The 15,213-nt window shown below is 68.7% G+C and carries 15 protein-coding genes and 1 pseudogene; 6 read left to right on the top strand and 10 right to left on the bottom strand.

From position 1 onward, the window contains the following. The first annotated feature begins 659 nt into the window (after positions 1 to 659). Positions 660 to 1,004, top strand: coding sequence for an EthD domain-containing protein (locus AC068B_RS39340; RefSeq protein ID WP_478676267.1), 345 nt, complete (start codon positions 660 to 662; stop codon positions 1,002 to 1,004). A 295-nt stretch (positions 1,005 to 1,299) separates the two neighbouring features. On the opposite strand, the gene AC068B_RS39335 is transcribed toward AC068B_RS39340, so the two are convergent. The 4 genes from AC068B_RS39335 to AC068B_RS39320 form a co-directional block, all read right to left on the bottom strand. Next, positions 1,300 to 2,223 (bottom strand): CU044_5270 family protein, encoded by a 924-nt coding sequence (locus AC068B_RS39335; RefSeq protein WP_478676266.1) that lies wholly within the window; start codon positions 2,221 to 2,223, stop codon positions 1,300 to 1,302. Then, on the bottom strand, positions 2,220 to 2,948 hold the full coding sequence (locus AC068B_RS39330; protein WP_478676265.1) for an RNA polymerase sigma factor: 729 nt from the start codon (positions 2,946 to 2,948) through the stop codon (positions 2,220 to 2,222). Before AC068B_RS39330 ends, AC068B_RS39335 begins: the two co-directional genes overlap by 4 nt. Before the next feature lie 460 nt (positions 2,949 to 3,408). Beyond that, positions 3,409 to 4,905 (bottom strand): MFS transporter, encoded by a 1,497-nt coding sequence (locus AC068B_RS39325; RefSeq protein ID WP_478676264.1) that lies wholly within the window; start codon positions 4,903 to 4,905, stop codon positions 3,409 to 3,411. 422 nt (positions 4,906 to 5,327) lie between these two features. Further along, the gene (locus AC068B_RS39320) at positions 5,328 to 5,957 is read right to left on the bottom strand and encodes a type III effector protein (protein ID WP_478676263.1); all 630 of its coding nucleotides are present in this window, start codon (positions 5,955 to 5,957) and stop codon (positions 5,328 to 5,330) included. A gap of 127 nt (positions 5,958 to 6,084) precedes the next feature. Here AC068B_RS39320 and AC068B_RS39315 point away from each other — a divergent pair, with 127 nt between their 5' ends. From AC068B_RS39315 to AC068B_RS39305, 3 genes are all read left to right on the top strand, one after another. Then, the gene (locus tag AC068B_RS39315) at positions 6,085 to 6,516 is read left to right on the top strand and encodes an Hsp20/alpha crystallin family protein (RefSeq protein WP_478676262.1); all 432 of its coding nucleotides are present in this window, start codon (positions 6,085 to 6,087) and stop codon (positions 6,514 to 6,516) included. A 103-nt stretch (positions 6,517 to 6,619) separates the two neighbouring features. Beyond that, entirely contained in the window at positions 6,620 to 7,015 is a 396-nt protein-coding gene (locus AC068B_RS39310) for a DUF2267 domain-containing protein (protein WP_478676261.1), read from the top strand. 60 nt (positions 7,016 to 7,075) lie between these two features. Next, the gene (locus tag AC068B_RS39305) at positions 7,076 to 7,519 is read left to right on the top strand and encodes a DUF2267 domain-containing protein (RefSeq protein WP_478676260.1); all 444 of its coding nucleotides are present in this window, start codon (positions 7,076 to 7,078) and stop codon (positions 7,517 to 7,519) included. A gap of 276 nt (positions 7,520 to 7,795) precedes the next feature. Here AC068B_RS39305 and AC068B_RS39300 read toward each other — a convergent pair whose 3' ends face one another. From AC068B_RS39300 to AC068B_RS39275, 6 genes and pseudogenes are all read right to left on the bottom strand, one after another. Then, entirely contained in the window at positions 7,796 to 8,110 is a 315-nt protein-coding gene (locus AC068B_RS39300; RefSeq protein WP_478676259.1) for an STAS domain-containing protein, read from the bottom strand. Next, positions 8,007 to 8,384, bottom strand: a complete 378-nt coding sequence (locus tag AC068B_RS39295) for a nuclear transport factor 2 family protein (protein WP_053663874.1) — start codon at positions 8,382 to 8,384, stop codon at positions 8,007 to 8,009. Before AC068B_RS39295 ends, AC068B_RS39300 begins: the two co-directional genes overlap by 104 nt. 235 nt (positions 8,385 to 8,619) lie before the next feature. Then, positions 8,620 to 8,748: a hypothetical protein gene (locus AC068B_RS39290; protein ID WP_478676258.1), complete on the bottom strand. Its 129-nt coding sequence runs from the start codon at positions 8,746 to 8,748 to the stop codon at positions 8,620 to 8,622. 108 nt (positions 8,749 to 8,856) lie between these two features. After that, positions 8,857 to 11,955: an NACHT domain-containing protein gene (locus AC068B_RS39285; RefSeq protein WP_478676257.1), complete on the bottom strand. Its 3,099-nt coding sequence runs from the start codon at positions 11,953 to 11,955 to the stop codon at positions 8,857 to 8,859. 150 nt (positions 11,956 to 12,105) lie between these two features. After that, on the bottom strand, positions 12,106 to 12,399 hold the full coding sequence (locus AC068B_RS39280; RefSeq protein WP_478676256.1) for a hypothetical protein: 294 nt from the start codon (positions 12,397 to 12,399) through the stop codon (positions 12,106 to 12,108). Between the two features lie 293 nt (positions 12,400 to 12,692). Then, a pseudogene (locus tag AC068B_RS39275) lies at positions 12,693 to 12,857 on the bottom strand (pirin family protein); the annotation flags it as partial. A 326-nt stretch (positions 12,858 to 13,183) separates the two neighbouring features. Here AC068B_RS39275 and AC068B_RS39270 point away from each other — a divergent pair. Together AC068B_RS39270 and AC068B_RS39265 are read left to right on the top strand one after the other, a co-directional pair. Then, a complete protein-coding gene (locus AC068B_RS39270; protein ID WP_478676255.1) occupies positions 13,184 to 14,107 on the top strand; it encodes a tyrosine-type recombinase/integrase in 924 nt (307 codons plus the stop codon). Positions 14,108 to 14,209: 102 nt separating this feature from the next. Beyond that, the gene (locus AC068B_RS39265; protein WP_478676254.1) at positions 14,210 to 15,064 is read left to right on the top strand and encodes an IS5 family transposase; all 855 of its coding nucleotides are present in this window, start codon (positions 14,210 to 14,212) and stop codon (positions 15,062 to 15,064) included. Positions 15,065 to 15,213 lie beyond the last annotated feature (149 nt).

Raw genomic sequence — 15,213 nt, 5'->3', positions numbered from 1 at the left:
CTAGGAGCCACGCCGCCACCCGAGGCGACTTGAGGCGAAAACAGCCGCAGTTGCCCCCTTCGGATCGGTTGCATGCGCTTGCCTGCCGTACTGGAACTGCTTGCTTGACCCCCACTTGTCGGTCGCCGACCGCGCACGGATGCGGGCGACCGTGCTCGGGAACCTGCCGGGCGGCAGCATCCAGCGCTGGTAATCGGCGGTCAGTTCAGATGTAACCGGCATCTCGCTGCGGCGCGGCCCCGTTGCTGAGCGTGTCATGTAGTCGTACCCGGTTGAGGTGGTTGGTGTACGCGCACGAAGCCGGTTTGGTAGGCGATGGCGACGAGTTGGGCGGGGTGGCGGGCGCTGAGCTTGGTCGGGCAAGAGCCGAAGCTCTTCCGCTGGTAGCAATTGTCCTTCCGCGTATTGCTCCGTCTGCGGCTGATGGACGACGACGGCCAGGAGACGGCCCGCGCCGACTCGAAGTACTCACCCTCGTGAAGAAGCATCAGCACGACCTCACCTGCCGGGTCCCCGTCACGGGCGCCCTCGGGACCGAGAGGACCTTGCGTCTCGGGCTCAACGTCGTCGCCCCGGCCGCTGCTCAAGGTGCGTGGATAGCATGGGAGTTACCGAGTTACCGAGTTACCGAGGAAAGTCAATCTGCCACGAGGAGTCCAGTGATCAAGATCAGCATCTTCCTGACTCGGCGCGCGGACCTCACCCACGAGGAGTTCGTGGAGTACTGGACGCACAAGCACCTGCCGCTGATCGCGAGCGTGGCGGACGGAACGGTGCCGGTACGGCGCCATGTCCTGCTCCTGCCCACCGGCGACGAGATCCCCGGCGTACCGACCACCTATTGCGACGGTGTCGTCGAGGTCTGGTTCGACGACATCACCGACGCCGCCCGCTGGTTCACCTCCGACGTCTTCACCACGACCGTCGCCGCCGACGAGGAGAAGTTCCTCGACCGCTCCCTGACCCGCTTCCTGTACACCACCGAGACCCCGATCGTCGGTTGAGCACGACCATCGAGATACCTCGACTGCGCGGGCGGCGAGGCGCTCGGGTCGGCCATGGGCAGAGGACTTCTTCGAAGATCATTGGGCGGTGCGAGACTTCACGGTTCGTGCAGACCAGCCTGAGGCTGGTCCAAGGCGCACCCAACCCCTAACAACACCGCTCCTGGATGGTCGCCACCGACCACGGCTTCCGTGTCAGGGCCGAGCGCGTACGGGACCTGTACGCCCGAACCGGGGACAGCGCCAACCACACGCGCCCCGGACCCGTGGCGCCATCACGGCGCTGTACGGGCGATCAGCCAGCCGGTGTCTGCCCCACCCGGTCGACCACGCCGACGTCGAGGAGCGCAACATCGTCTGAGCCCAGGTAAGCGAGGTGCTTGGCTTCGAAGACCCAGACCTGCCGGTCATCGCCGTCGCCGAAGGCGAGCCCCACGCCGGACCGGCCGGACGCGTCCTCGGCGTCGTCGACCACGGTGATGCCCGGAATCCGGGCGGCAGCGCGGTAGAGGGTGGCACCCACGTCGGGCAGCAGGGTGGCCCCCTCGAGCATGCTGCCGATCATCTCCAGGGCGGCTTCCTCATGGGTGGGACCCTGGCCCTCGGTCGCTGACCAGACCTTGTCGTACAGCGCGCCGGGATCGGTGGGCAGGGCCTCCAGCTCCCGGTGGGTGGTGGCGTTCGGGTCGGCCTGGAGCCGCATGTCCGTAGTGCCCTTGCCGGAGGGGCCGGACAGGACGGTGGTACGGGCGAGCCCGCCACGTCGGCCGTCGACGGCATGCCAGTCCGCGCGACGGAAGGTGTCCAGTCCCTTGTCCGTCAAGTCGTCGGTGCCCTGGATGAGGGTGTAGACGTACTGGTCGTCCCGTATGGCGGGGGCGTCCTTGGCGGCGGTGACCGTGGCGATGCGGTCCAGCAGCGCGACGGCTTCCGAGTCGGTGGCGGGCCTGTCGGGCCCGTCGCCGCCGACGGTGAGGACGGTGGTGAGGACCGCGGCGGCGGTGACGGGTACGGCCAGCAGGACCGCCGCCCGCCGCAGCCGCAGCCGCAGCCGCCGGGACGCGACCCGGCTGTCGTCGGCTGGACCAGAGGTGGGGGCTTCCTCAGTGATCTCCTGCATGAGATGGGCCTCCATCAGCGTCATCCGGTCGCTCGACAGGACCGGGGCGCCCGGCCTTGGCAGCAGCCCGGCCAACTCCTGGCGTTCTGTGGGATTCATCGGTCTCTCTCCTCCTCCTGTGCCGACCGGGCCGTCGCGGCTCGGTCACCCGGTTCCTGTCCGCGGGTGGGGAAGCGTCTCGTTCTTCCGTCGATCACGGTCATGTCCCTTCCGGCCGGTGCTCCGGTACGGCTCGCCAGTTCGCTCTCGGCCAGCCGCCGCAGGCGCTGCCGGGCACGGGCGAGTCGGGAGCGCACCGTGCTGACCGGCACCCGCAGGGCCACGGCGGCGTCGGCGTAGCTCAGCTCGGACCAGACGCACAGCGCGAAGACCTCCCGTTCGCGGGGACGGAGTTGTCGCAGGGCAGCCGTGGCTGCGGAGAGCCGTTCGGCGTCCTCAAGACGGCCGATCAGGGCGTCGGTGAAGTCCGGCACCGTCCCGGTGCCGGACCGTCGGTCGAGGAGGCGATCGAGGGCGGCCCTGTGCCGCCGGGCCGCGCGGCGGGTGTTGCGCAGCACGTTGGTGCAGATCCCGAACAGCCAGGCCCTCAGACCGTCGTCGTTCTCGTCGTGCCGGGCCTGTGCGGCGAAGCCGTCGTCGTCCAGCAGTTTCTCCCGCAGCCGCCAGGCTTCCAGGAAGGTCAGCGAGACCACGTCCTCGGCCGGGCCCGGATCACCGAGCCACCGTGCGGCGTGAGCGTGCACGGCCTCCGCGTGCTGCCGGAAGAGGTGGGCGAACGCCTGGGCGTCACCGGCTCGTATGCGAGCGCGTAAGGAAAGGTCCACATCGCCTCCTGTCCGCCCGGCGCGGGCCGTCCCGGTGATGTGGGTCACGGCGGGTCCGGCGGCCACGTACCGCTCAACCGAGTGAATAACGCCGCGGGGCAATACACCTAGGCCGTCCTGATCGTCTGATCGTTGGTCCGGATGGGCCGTTGGCTGATGCGCGGGGGGCGCGGATCGAGCCGTTGCTTCCCGACCGGAACTCAGTGGGTTCACCTGCCGGAGAAGTACGGCAGCTGGCAGGACGTCCTCACCGCCACACGGCCGGAGCCCGCAAAAAGGGATCCAGCAGGAGGGCCGGTCGACCACGTCGAGGACGAAGACGTTGCCCGGCTCTCCCCGCTGAAGAACCGTCACATCAACTTCCGCGCCCTTTCCGGGACCCCGATGCCACCGAAGAGGGCGAGGACCGGGAAGGGCGAGTGAGGGCCCCGACCGACGTCGCGGCCGGGGCCTGGGTGGCTCAGTCAGCCTGGTTGCTGGCCTGCTTGGGCAGACCGAACATCAGGGCCCACATCAGAGCGAGGAGGCCGGTGCCCCACCACAGCACGGTGAGGAACGCGTCGCGGTTGAGTGCGGCGTCGGGAGAGCCGTTGGTGGTGGCGAAGAACACCAGGGCGGTCAGCGCCGTGCCCAGCGCGATGCCCAGGTGCATGGCGGTGTTGAACAGGCCCGAAGCGGCCCCGGCGTCCTCGTGCGGGACTTCGGCGAGGGTCATGTCGGCGAGCGGGCCACTGACCATGCCGAGACCGAACCCGATCAGGATCACCGGAGCGGTCATCCCCAGCAGAGTCAGGTCTGCCTGGCCTGCGGCGATCTGAAGTCCGTAGCCGCCCATCGCGGCGATGGTGATGAGGGTTCCGGTCTGGGGCAGGCGGCGGGCGAAGCGCCCGGCGCTCTTCGCGGCGATCGTCGCGCCGGCCAGCTCGCCGACGGACAGCAGTACGAACGCGATGGCCGCCTGAACTGGGCTCATGCCCAGACCGCGCTGGAGGTAGAGGGTCCAGGTCATGAAGAACAGCCCGCACAGCAGACCGTGCACGAGCTGCGCGGCCGTACCGCCCGAGAACTGACGACCCCTGAAGAGCGGCAGGGGCAGCAGGGGCGCGTTGCCCTGCATGCAGTGCTGGTGGTGCACGAACACACCCAGCACCAGGACACCGGCGGCGAGCAGGGCGAAGCACCACAGCGGCCAATGACGCACATGCCCCTCGGAGAGCGGGAAGACGATCAGGATGACGGCCAGTGCGGACAGCAGCACGCCGGTCAGGTCGAGGCGGTCGGCCTTCTTCGCGGTCGACTCGGGGACGAAGCGGCCTCCCAGGAGGATCACGGCGAGGCCGACGGGCAGGTTGACCAGGAAGATCGGCCGCCAGGACAGTCCGAAGAAGTCGGCTTCGGTGAGCAGTCCGCCCATGACCGGCCCCAGGACGTTGGCGATCGACAGGACAGCCCCGTAGAGGCCGAAGGCCCGGCTGCGGTTTTTCCCTTCGAGGGTGACGTGGAGGGTGGCCAGGATCTGCGGGATCATCAACGCGACGCCGACCCCTTGGAGCGCGCGGGCGCCGATCAGGACGCCCGGCCCGGCCGCGAGGCCGCACAGCAGTGAGGCCGTGGTGAACACGACGGCGCCCATCAGGAGGAGCCTGCGCCGCCCGTAGAGGTCGCCGAGCCGTCCGCCGGTGATCAAACCGACGGCGACGGGCAGGGAATAGCCGGTGGTCAGCCACTGCAAGGCGTCCGGTCCTGCACCGGTCGTCTCCTGGATGGCGGGCAGCGCGGTCAGCACGACCGACTGGTCAAGGATGTCCATGAGCTCAGCGGTCAGCAGCACCAGGAGAGCGACACGGGCCGCGAAGCCCATCTTCGACGGACCAGGTGCCGGGTGGGCTGTACCTGGCTCTGCGGTGGGGGTGGGGGTAGCGTGCTGCGGCTCGTCGCCGAGCGCGGAGGAAGACACGAGAGGGGACTCCTGATCCGAAAGGAATCGGGGAGCCCTGCCGACAGCCGCACCGGGGCCGGACAGCACGAAACCCGGGGCAGACGGCAGAGCTGCACCCGGGAACGACAGAAAACTGCGGGGGTGGGTGACGCAACTCAGGCCAGCGCGACGTCCGCCCCCGTACACGTGCGACACATCAGCACGCGGGGAACACGGACGACTACATGGCCTGGTTGATAGGACGTCACCTCAAGATCGACACGCAGAAGGAACAGGGTCACTGCCACCGACACCTCGGCGCAGGGACCCGTCCACGATACGGCACCCCCTGCGCTTCGACGCACACCAGGCGGCGGACCCGCCTCGCGGGCCCGACCGGTCAGCAGAACGTCACACCGCCACGGCCCCGTCCTTCCGAAGCTGCCGCGAAGTGACACGTACTACGGGGCTTTGAGGGTGTCGAGCCGGGCGGCGAGATCGGGGTGGGCGGCGACCAGGTGGGGGCGGGCGGCGGTCAAAGGGGCGATGAGGTCGGCGGGATCGTCGTGGGCGAGGGCCGCGTGGAGTTCGCTGAGCGGGCGACGGGCCGCGACGGGCAGGTCGGGGAGTGCGGTGACCTGTCCGGCGAGACGGCGCAGGTCGGCGGCGTTGGCGCGGGCCCAGGCGGCGGTGGTGCGGTCGGCGGCACGGGCCTGGCGGGTGGCCGTCACGCGCTGTTCGCCGGTGGTCCCGGCCGGGCCGGGGCGACCGCGCAGGTAACGGCGCTCGGCGGCCTGGCGGCTGGCGACGCCGAGGGGCGGGGCGAGGTCGGCCCAGCTGGCGCCCGCGTCACGGGCCGTTTCGATCAGACAGGTCTCCCATCCGGCGAGCTGCTCGCGGACCTGCCGCAGCAGCGACAACGAGGCCAGGGCCTGCTCCGGGCCCGGCCCGGCATCGAAAGCGTTCGGGCCCTCCTGCTGGGCTTCGCGCAAGGCGTCGTCGATGGCGTTGAGGGCTGCCGAGGCGGCGAGGAACGACGCCGGACTGTGGGCGTCGGTGCCGGTCGTGGACGGCTGGTCGGCCGGGGTCACGGACACCTCCATAGGGTCGTCATCACTTTGACGACATCGTGTTTGTCATCCATTGGATGACATGTTACAACGGTGTCAGTGCAGCGCATTGGCAGCAACTGCCTGAACCCACCGGAGGTGTTTCCACATGTTGATGCGCACTGACCCCTTCCGTGAGCTGGACCGGCTGGCACAGCAGCTGATGGGCCCGGGCACCTGGTCCAAGCCGTCGGCGATGCCGATGGATGCCTACCGCGAGGGCGACGAATACGTGGTGGCCTTCGACCTTCCCGGCGTCGCCGCGGACGCGATCGACATCGACGTCGAGCGGAACATGCTCACCGTCAAGGCCGAGCGCAGGCCGGTGACGAAGGCCGAAGACGTGCAGATGGAACTGTCCGAGCGACCGCTGGGCGCCTTCTCCCGCCAGATCGTGCTCGCCGACACCCTCGACACCGAGCGCATCCAGGCCGACTACGACGCAGGCGTGCTCACCCTGCGCATCCCGATCGCCGAGCGCGCCAAGCCCCGCAAGATCTCCATCGGCGTCGGGACCGGCCACAAGGAGATCTCCGGCTGACACCGGCCGGCCGAGTGCGGAGGACGGGCACCTGGCCTCCCCCTCTCCCCCGCCCTCCGCACCCTGTGAGCAGTTCGAAGAACAAGAAGGGGTGGCGGCCGAGATGACTCTGCGACGCGAAGCCTTCCTCGACCACGTCAAGGAACGCGGCAAGTACGGCACCGTAGAGGAAGCCGAACGCGCGGCCCGGGTGGTGCTCGCCCTGCTCGGCGCACACCTGGTCGGCGAAGTCCGCGCCCAGCTCGCGGCACGCCTGCCGGAGGAATTCGCCCTGGTCCTGCTCAACCCGCTGCAAAGCGCCGAACCGCTGCCGACGGAGCGGTTCGTACGGGCGACCGCGGCCTGGATCGAGGGCGCCACCGAGCAGACCGCGACCTGGGACGTCAGCGCCGTGCTGTCCACGGTCGCCGACACCGCCGGCGACGACCTCCTCAAGGAAATCCTGCTCCAACTCCCCGCGGGCTACGACCTGCTCTTCGGCCGCCCCCAACCCACCTGACCCCCGATGCCGCACACCGGCACGCACCCGACCCTGGCTTGACGAAAGGCATCCACTGCAGTGATCACCGACGTGCGCGTACCGCTTGAGCACCAGCAGCCGTACTCGACGGCGTACGAGCAGATGCTGGAGAGGGTCCGCTACGAAGGCGCCTACCCCAACCGCGAGCGAGCAGACGAAGCCGTCCGCCTGGTCCTGGCAGGGCTGGGCCGCCAGCTGACCGGCGACGAACGCGTCGACCTGGCCGCCTGCCTGCCCCTGGAGGCCGCACGTGTCCTGACGGCACAGATCCCCGCCCCCCAGCCGCTGGGAGGGTGGGCCTTCGTCAAGGACCTCGCCGCACGCTCCAGCACCTCCCTGGCCACCACCCGCTGGGACACCGGATCCGTCTTCGCCGCCGTCACCGCCCACGCCGGCCCCCAGCTCATCACCCGCATCCTCCGCCAGCTCCCCACCGGCTGGGCCCTGCTGTTCGGCCGAGCCGAACTCAACCCGACCGCGTAGAACGGACACCCGGCACCCAGAGCCGCAACAGGGCCCACCCCGGCCCGCCGGACCGGCTCGCTCGGTGGAGTCCCCCCATCCCCGCGATCGGGGGGCTCCACCGAGCGGCTGTTCAAGGTGCTGACCGAGCGCCAGGAGAAGGACGCGCCGTCATCGAGACCGGCACCGACTCCTACCGCCCGCCCACACCAGGGCCGAGGGCGAGAAGAACAGGTACCAGTGCACTCCGTACAGGAACGCGCCGACGCTTCTTCGTTGTTCGATGTTCGATGCCGGTCAGAACGATCTCAGCGGGAGCCGGTCCTGCAGGCCCGCGCGTTCGATGGCCGCGTCGGCGACGGTTCCGGTCCAGGCGATGGCGACCGTGATGCCGACCGCGTCCAGCGCTTGACAGATGCCCACCAGGGCGAACAGGCCTGCCTCGTCGCAATAGGTGAGGGCAGACAGATCGAGCACCAGCCGACGGGTGGGGCGGCAGACGGACGACTCAGGAGGCGGACGGCTTGATCTCCCCCGCAAAGACGATGACCTGGTCGATGAGGCTCCGCCGCAGATGGACGACGTCCGTTCCCGCCAGGCGGGGGCCTCCATCCGGCGTGGTGAAGACCCACTGGTACCGGGCCCACTCGTCAGGCATGTCCACCGCCGAGCAGCGCACCATCGTGCCGGTCCCCGCCGGATGGCGCCGGATGTCCAGCACGAACCGCTCGACCGCCGCGATTCCTTCGCTGCGACCCAATGGCCCCCAGAAGACCACGTCTGAGGTCAGGGCCTGGGAGAGCAGGGCAGTCACGTAACTGTCGTCCGAGGCGTTGAACGCGGAGATGAACGTGTCGATCGCGGAGCGTGCCGTCTCTTCCTGCATACCCCAGTAATACCAGCCATGGGCGTGCACTCGTCCCGCGAGCCGCCTTCCGATCACGGTGGACCATCCCGGTCACAGCGCTAGGAGCTGTCCGATGGGTCGTGTGACGCTCTTGCTGGGAACTCGTGCCGTGGGACGTGGAGCAGGGAGATCTTGGCGGCGAACTCGGCGACGGCCTTCTGGTGGCCAGAGTGCATCAGGCCGCTGCCGTGTCCGAATCTGCGGAAGCGGGCCGTCATGAGCGCGCCTCCTGGTGGCACAGCCACGCCTGCCCGTCCCGGCCCAGCACGTGGTGCGGGAACGGCTCGTGCTCCACGTCCTGGACGTCCGGGTCCCAGCACCACTGGAAGCGGAAGGCGCGCACCCCAACTCAGAGCCTGCCTTTGAACCCTCGCCTGCGACTCGACGCTTAAGGAGGCGATGCCCAGCATCGTCGCCCCCACCTCGACTTCGATGCCGGACACCGGCCGGCTCAGCGCTGAGGGCGGGGAAGCTCGCCTACGAGGACGTCGAATGCCGCAGCGAGCGCTGGCGACGCCGCCTCCGTGTTGTGCGTATCGAGCAGGTGGTGTGCCCGGCCGATCCACTCCTCGTGCACGGGCTGCCCGGCCACGTCCCACTGATGCAGCACGGCCGCCAGATAGCGCTTGAGGAAGTCGGTCCTGACGGGGTTGAAGGCATGCCCGGTGGCCCACAGGGCATCCCGATGCGCGGCCGAGAAGGTAGCACCCATGCTCCACAGCCGGAGCAGCAGCCGGGCACAGGAGAGGGTGTCGCCGTCAGGAAGGGACACATAGCTTGTCAGGGTCAGCCCAAGGCCGACCTCGTCCAGAGCCTGAGCCATGCCCAGTAGGGCGTCCGTCCCCGGATCGCAGCGGAGGTAGGCGTCCCGCTGTACCGCGTGCTGACTGGTGTGCCGCCAGCCATCGTTGGTCACGCGCTGCCGTGCGGCGGTGCCCGGCGCGTAGTGGTAGATCCAGAACGGATCGACAGGACGCGAGTCCGGTGCCGCGTCCGTCAGCTCCCACTCCCACGCGGCATCGATGTCCTCGCCCAGCCGGACGGTGAGGTCGGGCATGTGACCCGCCCAGGTGCGCTCCAGACGCAGACGGTCCGCGAGCGCCCGCCACTCGTGATCGCGCAGCTGCGACTCCAGGAGCAGCACCGTGCCCCGCCAGGCACAGGCCGGGTCATCGGACGCGGGGTACAGCTCGCGCGCCGACACCTCGTCCCGCACTATGAGCAGCAGCGTCAGCACATTGGCGTGGTAGAAGGCCGGGGCAGCCGCCGCGGAGCGCGCGCCGGGTCGGTAGGTGTCGTACGAGGTGGTCGGCCGTGCGTCCAGGGATGCGTGGAACACCTGCAACAGCAGTCCGTTCAACTCGTCCCTGCGGGCGGGAGGCAGCGAGCGCAGCGCCTCCGCCAGGAAGGTCACGATCGGCCCGCGGCCCGTGCAGGCGGCGAACGACAGGAGCGCGTACAGAAACGCGTCGTCGACGCGGGAGTGCCGGGCCCGCCGGGCCCCGGCCTCGGCGATCAGGTCCCGCAGTTCCTGCGAGACCAGCCGTGCGATCAGGAATTCGCCGAACGTGGCGTGCAGGAACTCGTAGGACCGCAGCCGTACGTCATCGCGGAGAGCCTCGGCGCGGTGCACGAAGAAGAACCGTCCGATGGTTGTCTGGGCGCTGGTCAGTGAGGCCCTCAACCCGGTCGGCCGGGGTTCCTGTTGCTGCAGCAGTGCGCCCAGATCGGCCTCCAGCTCGTCCTCGGTGAGCCACTGCCGGCCCCGGTTGAACATCCCGAAGGCCGCCACCGAGAGCCGCAACAGTTCGTACTCGACGGCCTGCGCAAGCTCGTGGTCGCTCAGCCAGGCCTCGTGCTTCAGGACCTCGCGGCGGGCGAACCGGGTGAGCAGGCGTTCATACAGTTCATGGCTGACCAGCGTGCCCGCCTCCCGCTGATAGGCGTTGTCCTCGGCGTCGTACAGGGCAAGCATCAGCAGCAACAAGGGCTGACTCGCGAGCACAGCCTGATGCAGCGCCTGCGCGGAACCGAGAGGGCGCAGACCGCGGCGGCCGAAGTAGTCCGCGTTCTTCCGGTTCCACACCCCCAGCCACTCGTGTGTCTGCGCGGCGCTGAAGGGTTCGAGACGGATCGCGATCCCGCCGCTCGTCGTCCGGGCGTGGTCAGCCACGACCATGCGGCTGGTGACGACGATGGCGAGCGGCCGCCCCAGAGCGGCCTCACGCTGCTGGAAGGCCGCCACCTTCTCCAGGTAGTCGGACCGATGGACGCCGGTCGCCTGGAGCAGTTCGTCGAAGCCGTCCAGCAGGACGACCGGCAGAGCCGGGCCTGTCGCGCGGACGACGTCGGCCCACCCCATCGTCTGCTCACCGGTGGCCTGTCGTATCGCCGTCTCGATCTGGTCCTGAACCTCCGCGTCGGCGGGCACGTCCCGCAGCGGGACGCGCACCACCAAAAAGTCCTCCGCGGGAAGCCGAGCCGCCAGCACCTTGGTGAGGACAGACTTCCCGGACCCCGGATGCCCCAGCAGCACGATCGGCACCTCGACCGCCCGGGGTGCGGTCAGCAGCGCCGCGAAGAACGAGTCCAGGCCCTGCCGGACCTCCAGCTCCCGCCACCACGACCAACCGGACAACCGGTCTGCCGCGCCGAACCCGGCCACCTTGAAGTCCGGGCTGACATACGCCTCACGCAGGCTGGGAATGGTCAACTCCGCGGCGTCGTCGGCATCCCCGAGCACCGGCGCGTCGTACGGCAGACTTCCGGCGCGCCGCAGCGCGGCGAGGCGCCCGGTCGGCAGCCGCCCGTCGGCCTGCCGCGTGACGGTCTCCTCCAAGCGCCGCAGCGCGACGCGCGTCGCCCGGTGATCCATGCGGTCGGCCCAGACGCCGACTTCGGGGAAGTCGACCGCCAGTTGGCGGAACATCTCCTCGTACTCGGCCAGCGCCGCCCGAGGGATGCGCTCACGCAGCGACTCGTGCGCTTCCCGCCGTGCCTCCGGCGTCCATTCCTCCCAGACGGCCAGGCCCGACACGTACGTCTCGACGTGCCCGGACATGGCGCTGTAGAAGGCGTGCAACGCTGTCAGCGTCGTCTCGTACGGTTCGTGGGGTGAGGGCAGCGGCAGCCGGGAGCGCAGGAGATGCTCGACGACCGCGACGAGCCGCCCGGATTCCGGGGAGTCCCCGGTGGCCAGCCACACGGATTCGGTCCGTGTCACGGAGAGTTCCCGCAGGTCGAAGGGAAGATGTACGCGCTTGATGGCGTCGCTGTAGGCGGCCACGACGATGACCGCGTGCGCGGCGGCCAGGCGCTCGGTGCGCTCGAACCGTCCCAGTCCCTGCATCCGCTCCGCCGCACCCGCGACCAACGACCGGCTGAGGCGCGCGAGGTGGGCGTCCGCGCCGAGGAGTGAGAGCACCGCAGCGGGTGCGTACCCCGTGGCAGTGGTCAGCGCCCCACCAACCACCCTGTCCAGGGCACCGAGGAGCGGGCCACTCCCTCCGAGTATCCGTACAGCATCGGCGTAACGCAGCGCTCCAGGCATCCACCGCACCCCCGGACGCCAGAATGCCAGCAAAACGCGCACTCACCGAGTCTGCGCGGGCAAGAACGGCTGCTGGGGGCGGATCTGCGTGTTGCCCCACGAACACGAGACCTCGATGCAGGAACCGCACTGCACGCCGCGGACGTCGAGCTAGGCGTAGTAGAGAACGGCGTCTTCCTCGGAGGCAGAGCCGTTCCTGATTCTGTCCCGGTAGTAGTGCAGTTCTTCGGCAGTCATGTGCGCGACCCAGGAGAGGTAAGCGGGCAGGGACGACCCCGTGGTGTCGGCTGCCGCCTGCAGTACCGGCCAGTAATCTTCGGGGAGTCTGCTGTCCAGCACGTCCACGCGGTCCATGCGGACCCTCCACCCGCGTTCAATGCCGTCGCTGGTCGGCTCGACAATCCAGCCTTCGCCGTCGTCGCTCCTGCGCTTGAACAGCTTCATCCGCTTCCTCTTCGCGCCGGCATCATCGAACGATCGAGTGTGACTCGGGGGCACCGTCGCGTCTTGCCTGTTCCACAGAGCCTCCACACGCAAAGTCAGGGCACAGCAGACAGCAACACTCAGGCGGTGCTTCTACTCCAGCCCTGACCAGGAGAACTACAGCCTCACAGCCGGATCGGGATCTTCACTTCAAAGGATCCGCACCACACTAGGAAGTGCCGCCGCCCCTGCTTAGACCGTGTCCTACGTGGTGAGGCGGACGAGACCATCAGCACCAGGCCCACAACCCCAGGTCAACGCACCCGACCCCGCGGCTTCAGCGCCACCGGTGGCAGTTCCGGGGCGGGCAGTGGCGCGCCCTCGTAACCCTTCACCTCGCCGAAGCGGGAGCCCGTCATCCAGTCGGCGCGGGCCGGTTCGATGTCCTCCTGCGTGCGGCCCACGAAGTTCCACCACATAGCAGGTGCTTCGTTGCTTTGTGCAGGTCAGAGACATCTCGGCCCTCGGACGGTCAGCAAACCGTCAGCATTGGACCTGGGGAGTCGGCGGCACGATGGCGAGCAAGGCCTGCGCGCACGGGATGGGCACCTTCTTCAAGGACTGCGATCACGCCCAGTCGAGATAGCCAAGGTGCCCACACCTCTACAAGATCCAATTTCGTAACGCGGCCGGGAAGCAGACCGTCGAGTCCGGGTTCGGGACCGATACTGCGGCCATTACGCGTTTGACGGATATCTACAACGCGAAGAGGGCTGTTCCGGGGCGGTCGGGTCGGGCGGTTCGTGTGGCGAAGTACGGGGCGATGCGGTTCGAGGAGTATGCGCTGGAGTGGCGGGAGAGTCAGAGGCATCTGGAGGCCTCGTCGCTGCGGCATCTGGACTCGCTGCTGGAGCATCACATCTTCCCGGCGCTGGGGAGCCGGCGGATGGATGCCTTCGACCACAAGGTGGTGGACGGGTTCATCAAGACGATGGAGCGGAACGGGGCAGGGCTGGCTACGCAGGCCAACGCGTTCGACAAGGTGAAGTCGATCCTGCTGGATTCCCACCGGCTGGGGCTCCACGAGCACAGTCCGCTGGAGGGGGGCAGGCCTCCGCAGTACGACCCGGCGAAGGCGGTGATCCCGTCAGTGCCGCAGCTGGCCGGGATACGCACGGCCGGCGACGACACGTTCTTGCTGGTCGCTGATCTGATGAGCGGCTCTGGGCTGCGCAATGGTGAGGCCGCGGCCGTCAATGTCCGCAACATCGTGGCCCACGACGTGTACCGGGTATCCGAGCAGGTCAACCAGACCAGTGGCCAGTACGCGCGCCTCAAGCACCGCAAGGTCGGTGAGTACCGGGATGTGCCCCTGCCGACCCATACCCGGCAGACCATCGAGTGGTATGCCGACAAGTACGGCACCGTCGACGGCTACCTGCTGCGCCATCCCAAGGATCCCGGCAGGCCGTTCCCGTACTACTACCTGGACAACCAGTGGCGGCGCATCAGGAAGGCCGGCGCGGTGGAGATCCCCGAGGGGATGGTCCTGTATGGGATGCGGCACTTCTTCGCCTCCAACTGCCTCAGCCACAACATCCCCATCACCGACGTCGCCGAATGGATGGGACACCGGAGCATCGATATCACGTACAGGATCTACCGACACCTCATGCCCGGCTCCATCAGCGCCGCCGCGAAGGTCCTGAACATGGGCTTGATCGCCTAAGAGGTCGTTAAGTTCGATCTTCCTCGGTTCGTGATCGCTCGATCGTGGTACTGATCGTCGCGCAGGCCGCCTGCTAGGCATGTCCATGTTGAGATGCGAGGCATGGAGCGAGAGCCGTACCCGAGCGGCTTAGCGAACGAGCAGTGGGTGTTGACCGAGCCGATGATCACGGCCTGGAAGCGGGACCGCGTGGCGCGGTCGGCGACCGGGGGTCCGGGGGCCTGCGATCTGAGGGAGGTCGTGAATGCGATCTTCTATCAGAACCGGACGGGCTGCCAGTGGCGCTATCTGCCCCATGACTTCCCGGCCTGGTCTGCGGCTTTCTACTACTTCACGCTGTGGCGTGAGGAGGGGCTCGACCAGCGGATCCAGGAACTCCTGCGCTGCCAGGTGCGGGAGAAGGCCCGGCGATTAGAGGACCCGTCCCTCATGATCGTCGACACCCAGTCTGTCCGCGCTGCCGCGGGTGTCCCGAAGACCACGACGGGACTGGACGCCAACAAGAAGGTACCGGGCCGCAAGCGGGGACTGGCCGTCGACGTACTGGGGCTGATCATCGGCGTCGTCGTGCTGGCCGCCTCCGCCCACGACAACGCCGCCGGCACCGCCCTGCTCAACCAGGTGGCCGAGCGGGGCGGGATACGCCTGGAGAAGGCTCTGGTGGACCAGGGCTTCAAGGACGAAGTGCTCATCCACGGCGCCCTGCTGGATATCGACGTCGAGGTCGTCCGCCGCAACCCGGACGACCAGGGCAAGGGCTTCGTCCCGCAGCCCAAGCGGTGGATTGTGGAGCAGGTCAACGGCACGTTGATGCTGCACCGGCGCCTGGCCCGCGAGTACGCCCACCGGCCCGACACCTCCGCCTCGCGCGTCTACTGGGCGTCCATCGCGAACATGGCCCGCCGCCTCGCCACACCGAGTCCTGCCTGGCGCGACGGCCTCGGGCTGGCCGCGTGAACGTCATCGAGCTCCTGGCGGACCTCCAGGTCCAGCACGACGAGACCACGGCCCGAGCCGCTGAACTACGCGACCAGATCGAGCACTTAACCGCCACTCTGGCCGACACCGAGGCCCGACTCGCGGACCTGGCCACCACCCGGAAGGTC

The sequence above is a fragment of the Streptomyces sp. NPDC042371 genome (genome assembly GCF_056437465.1).
Note: the sequence above shows the minus strand (reverse complement) of the source record. Positions and strands in the feature narration are given on the sequence as shown.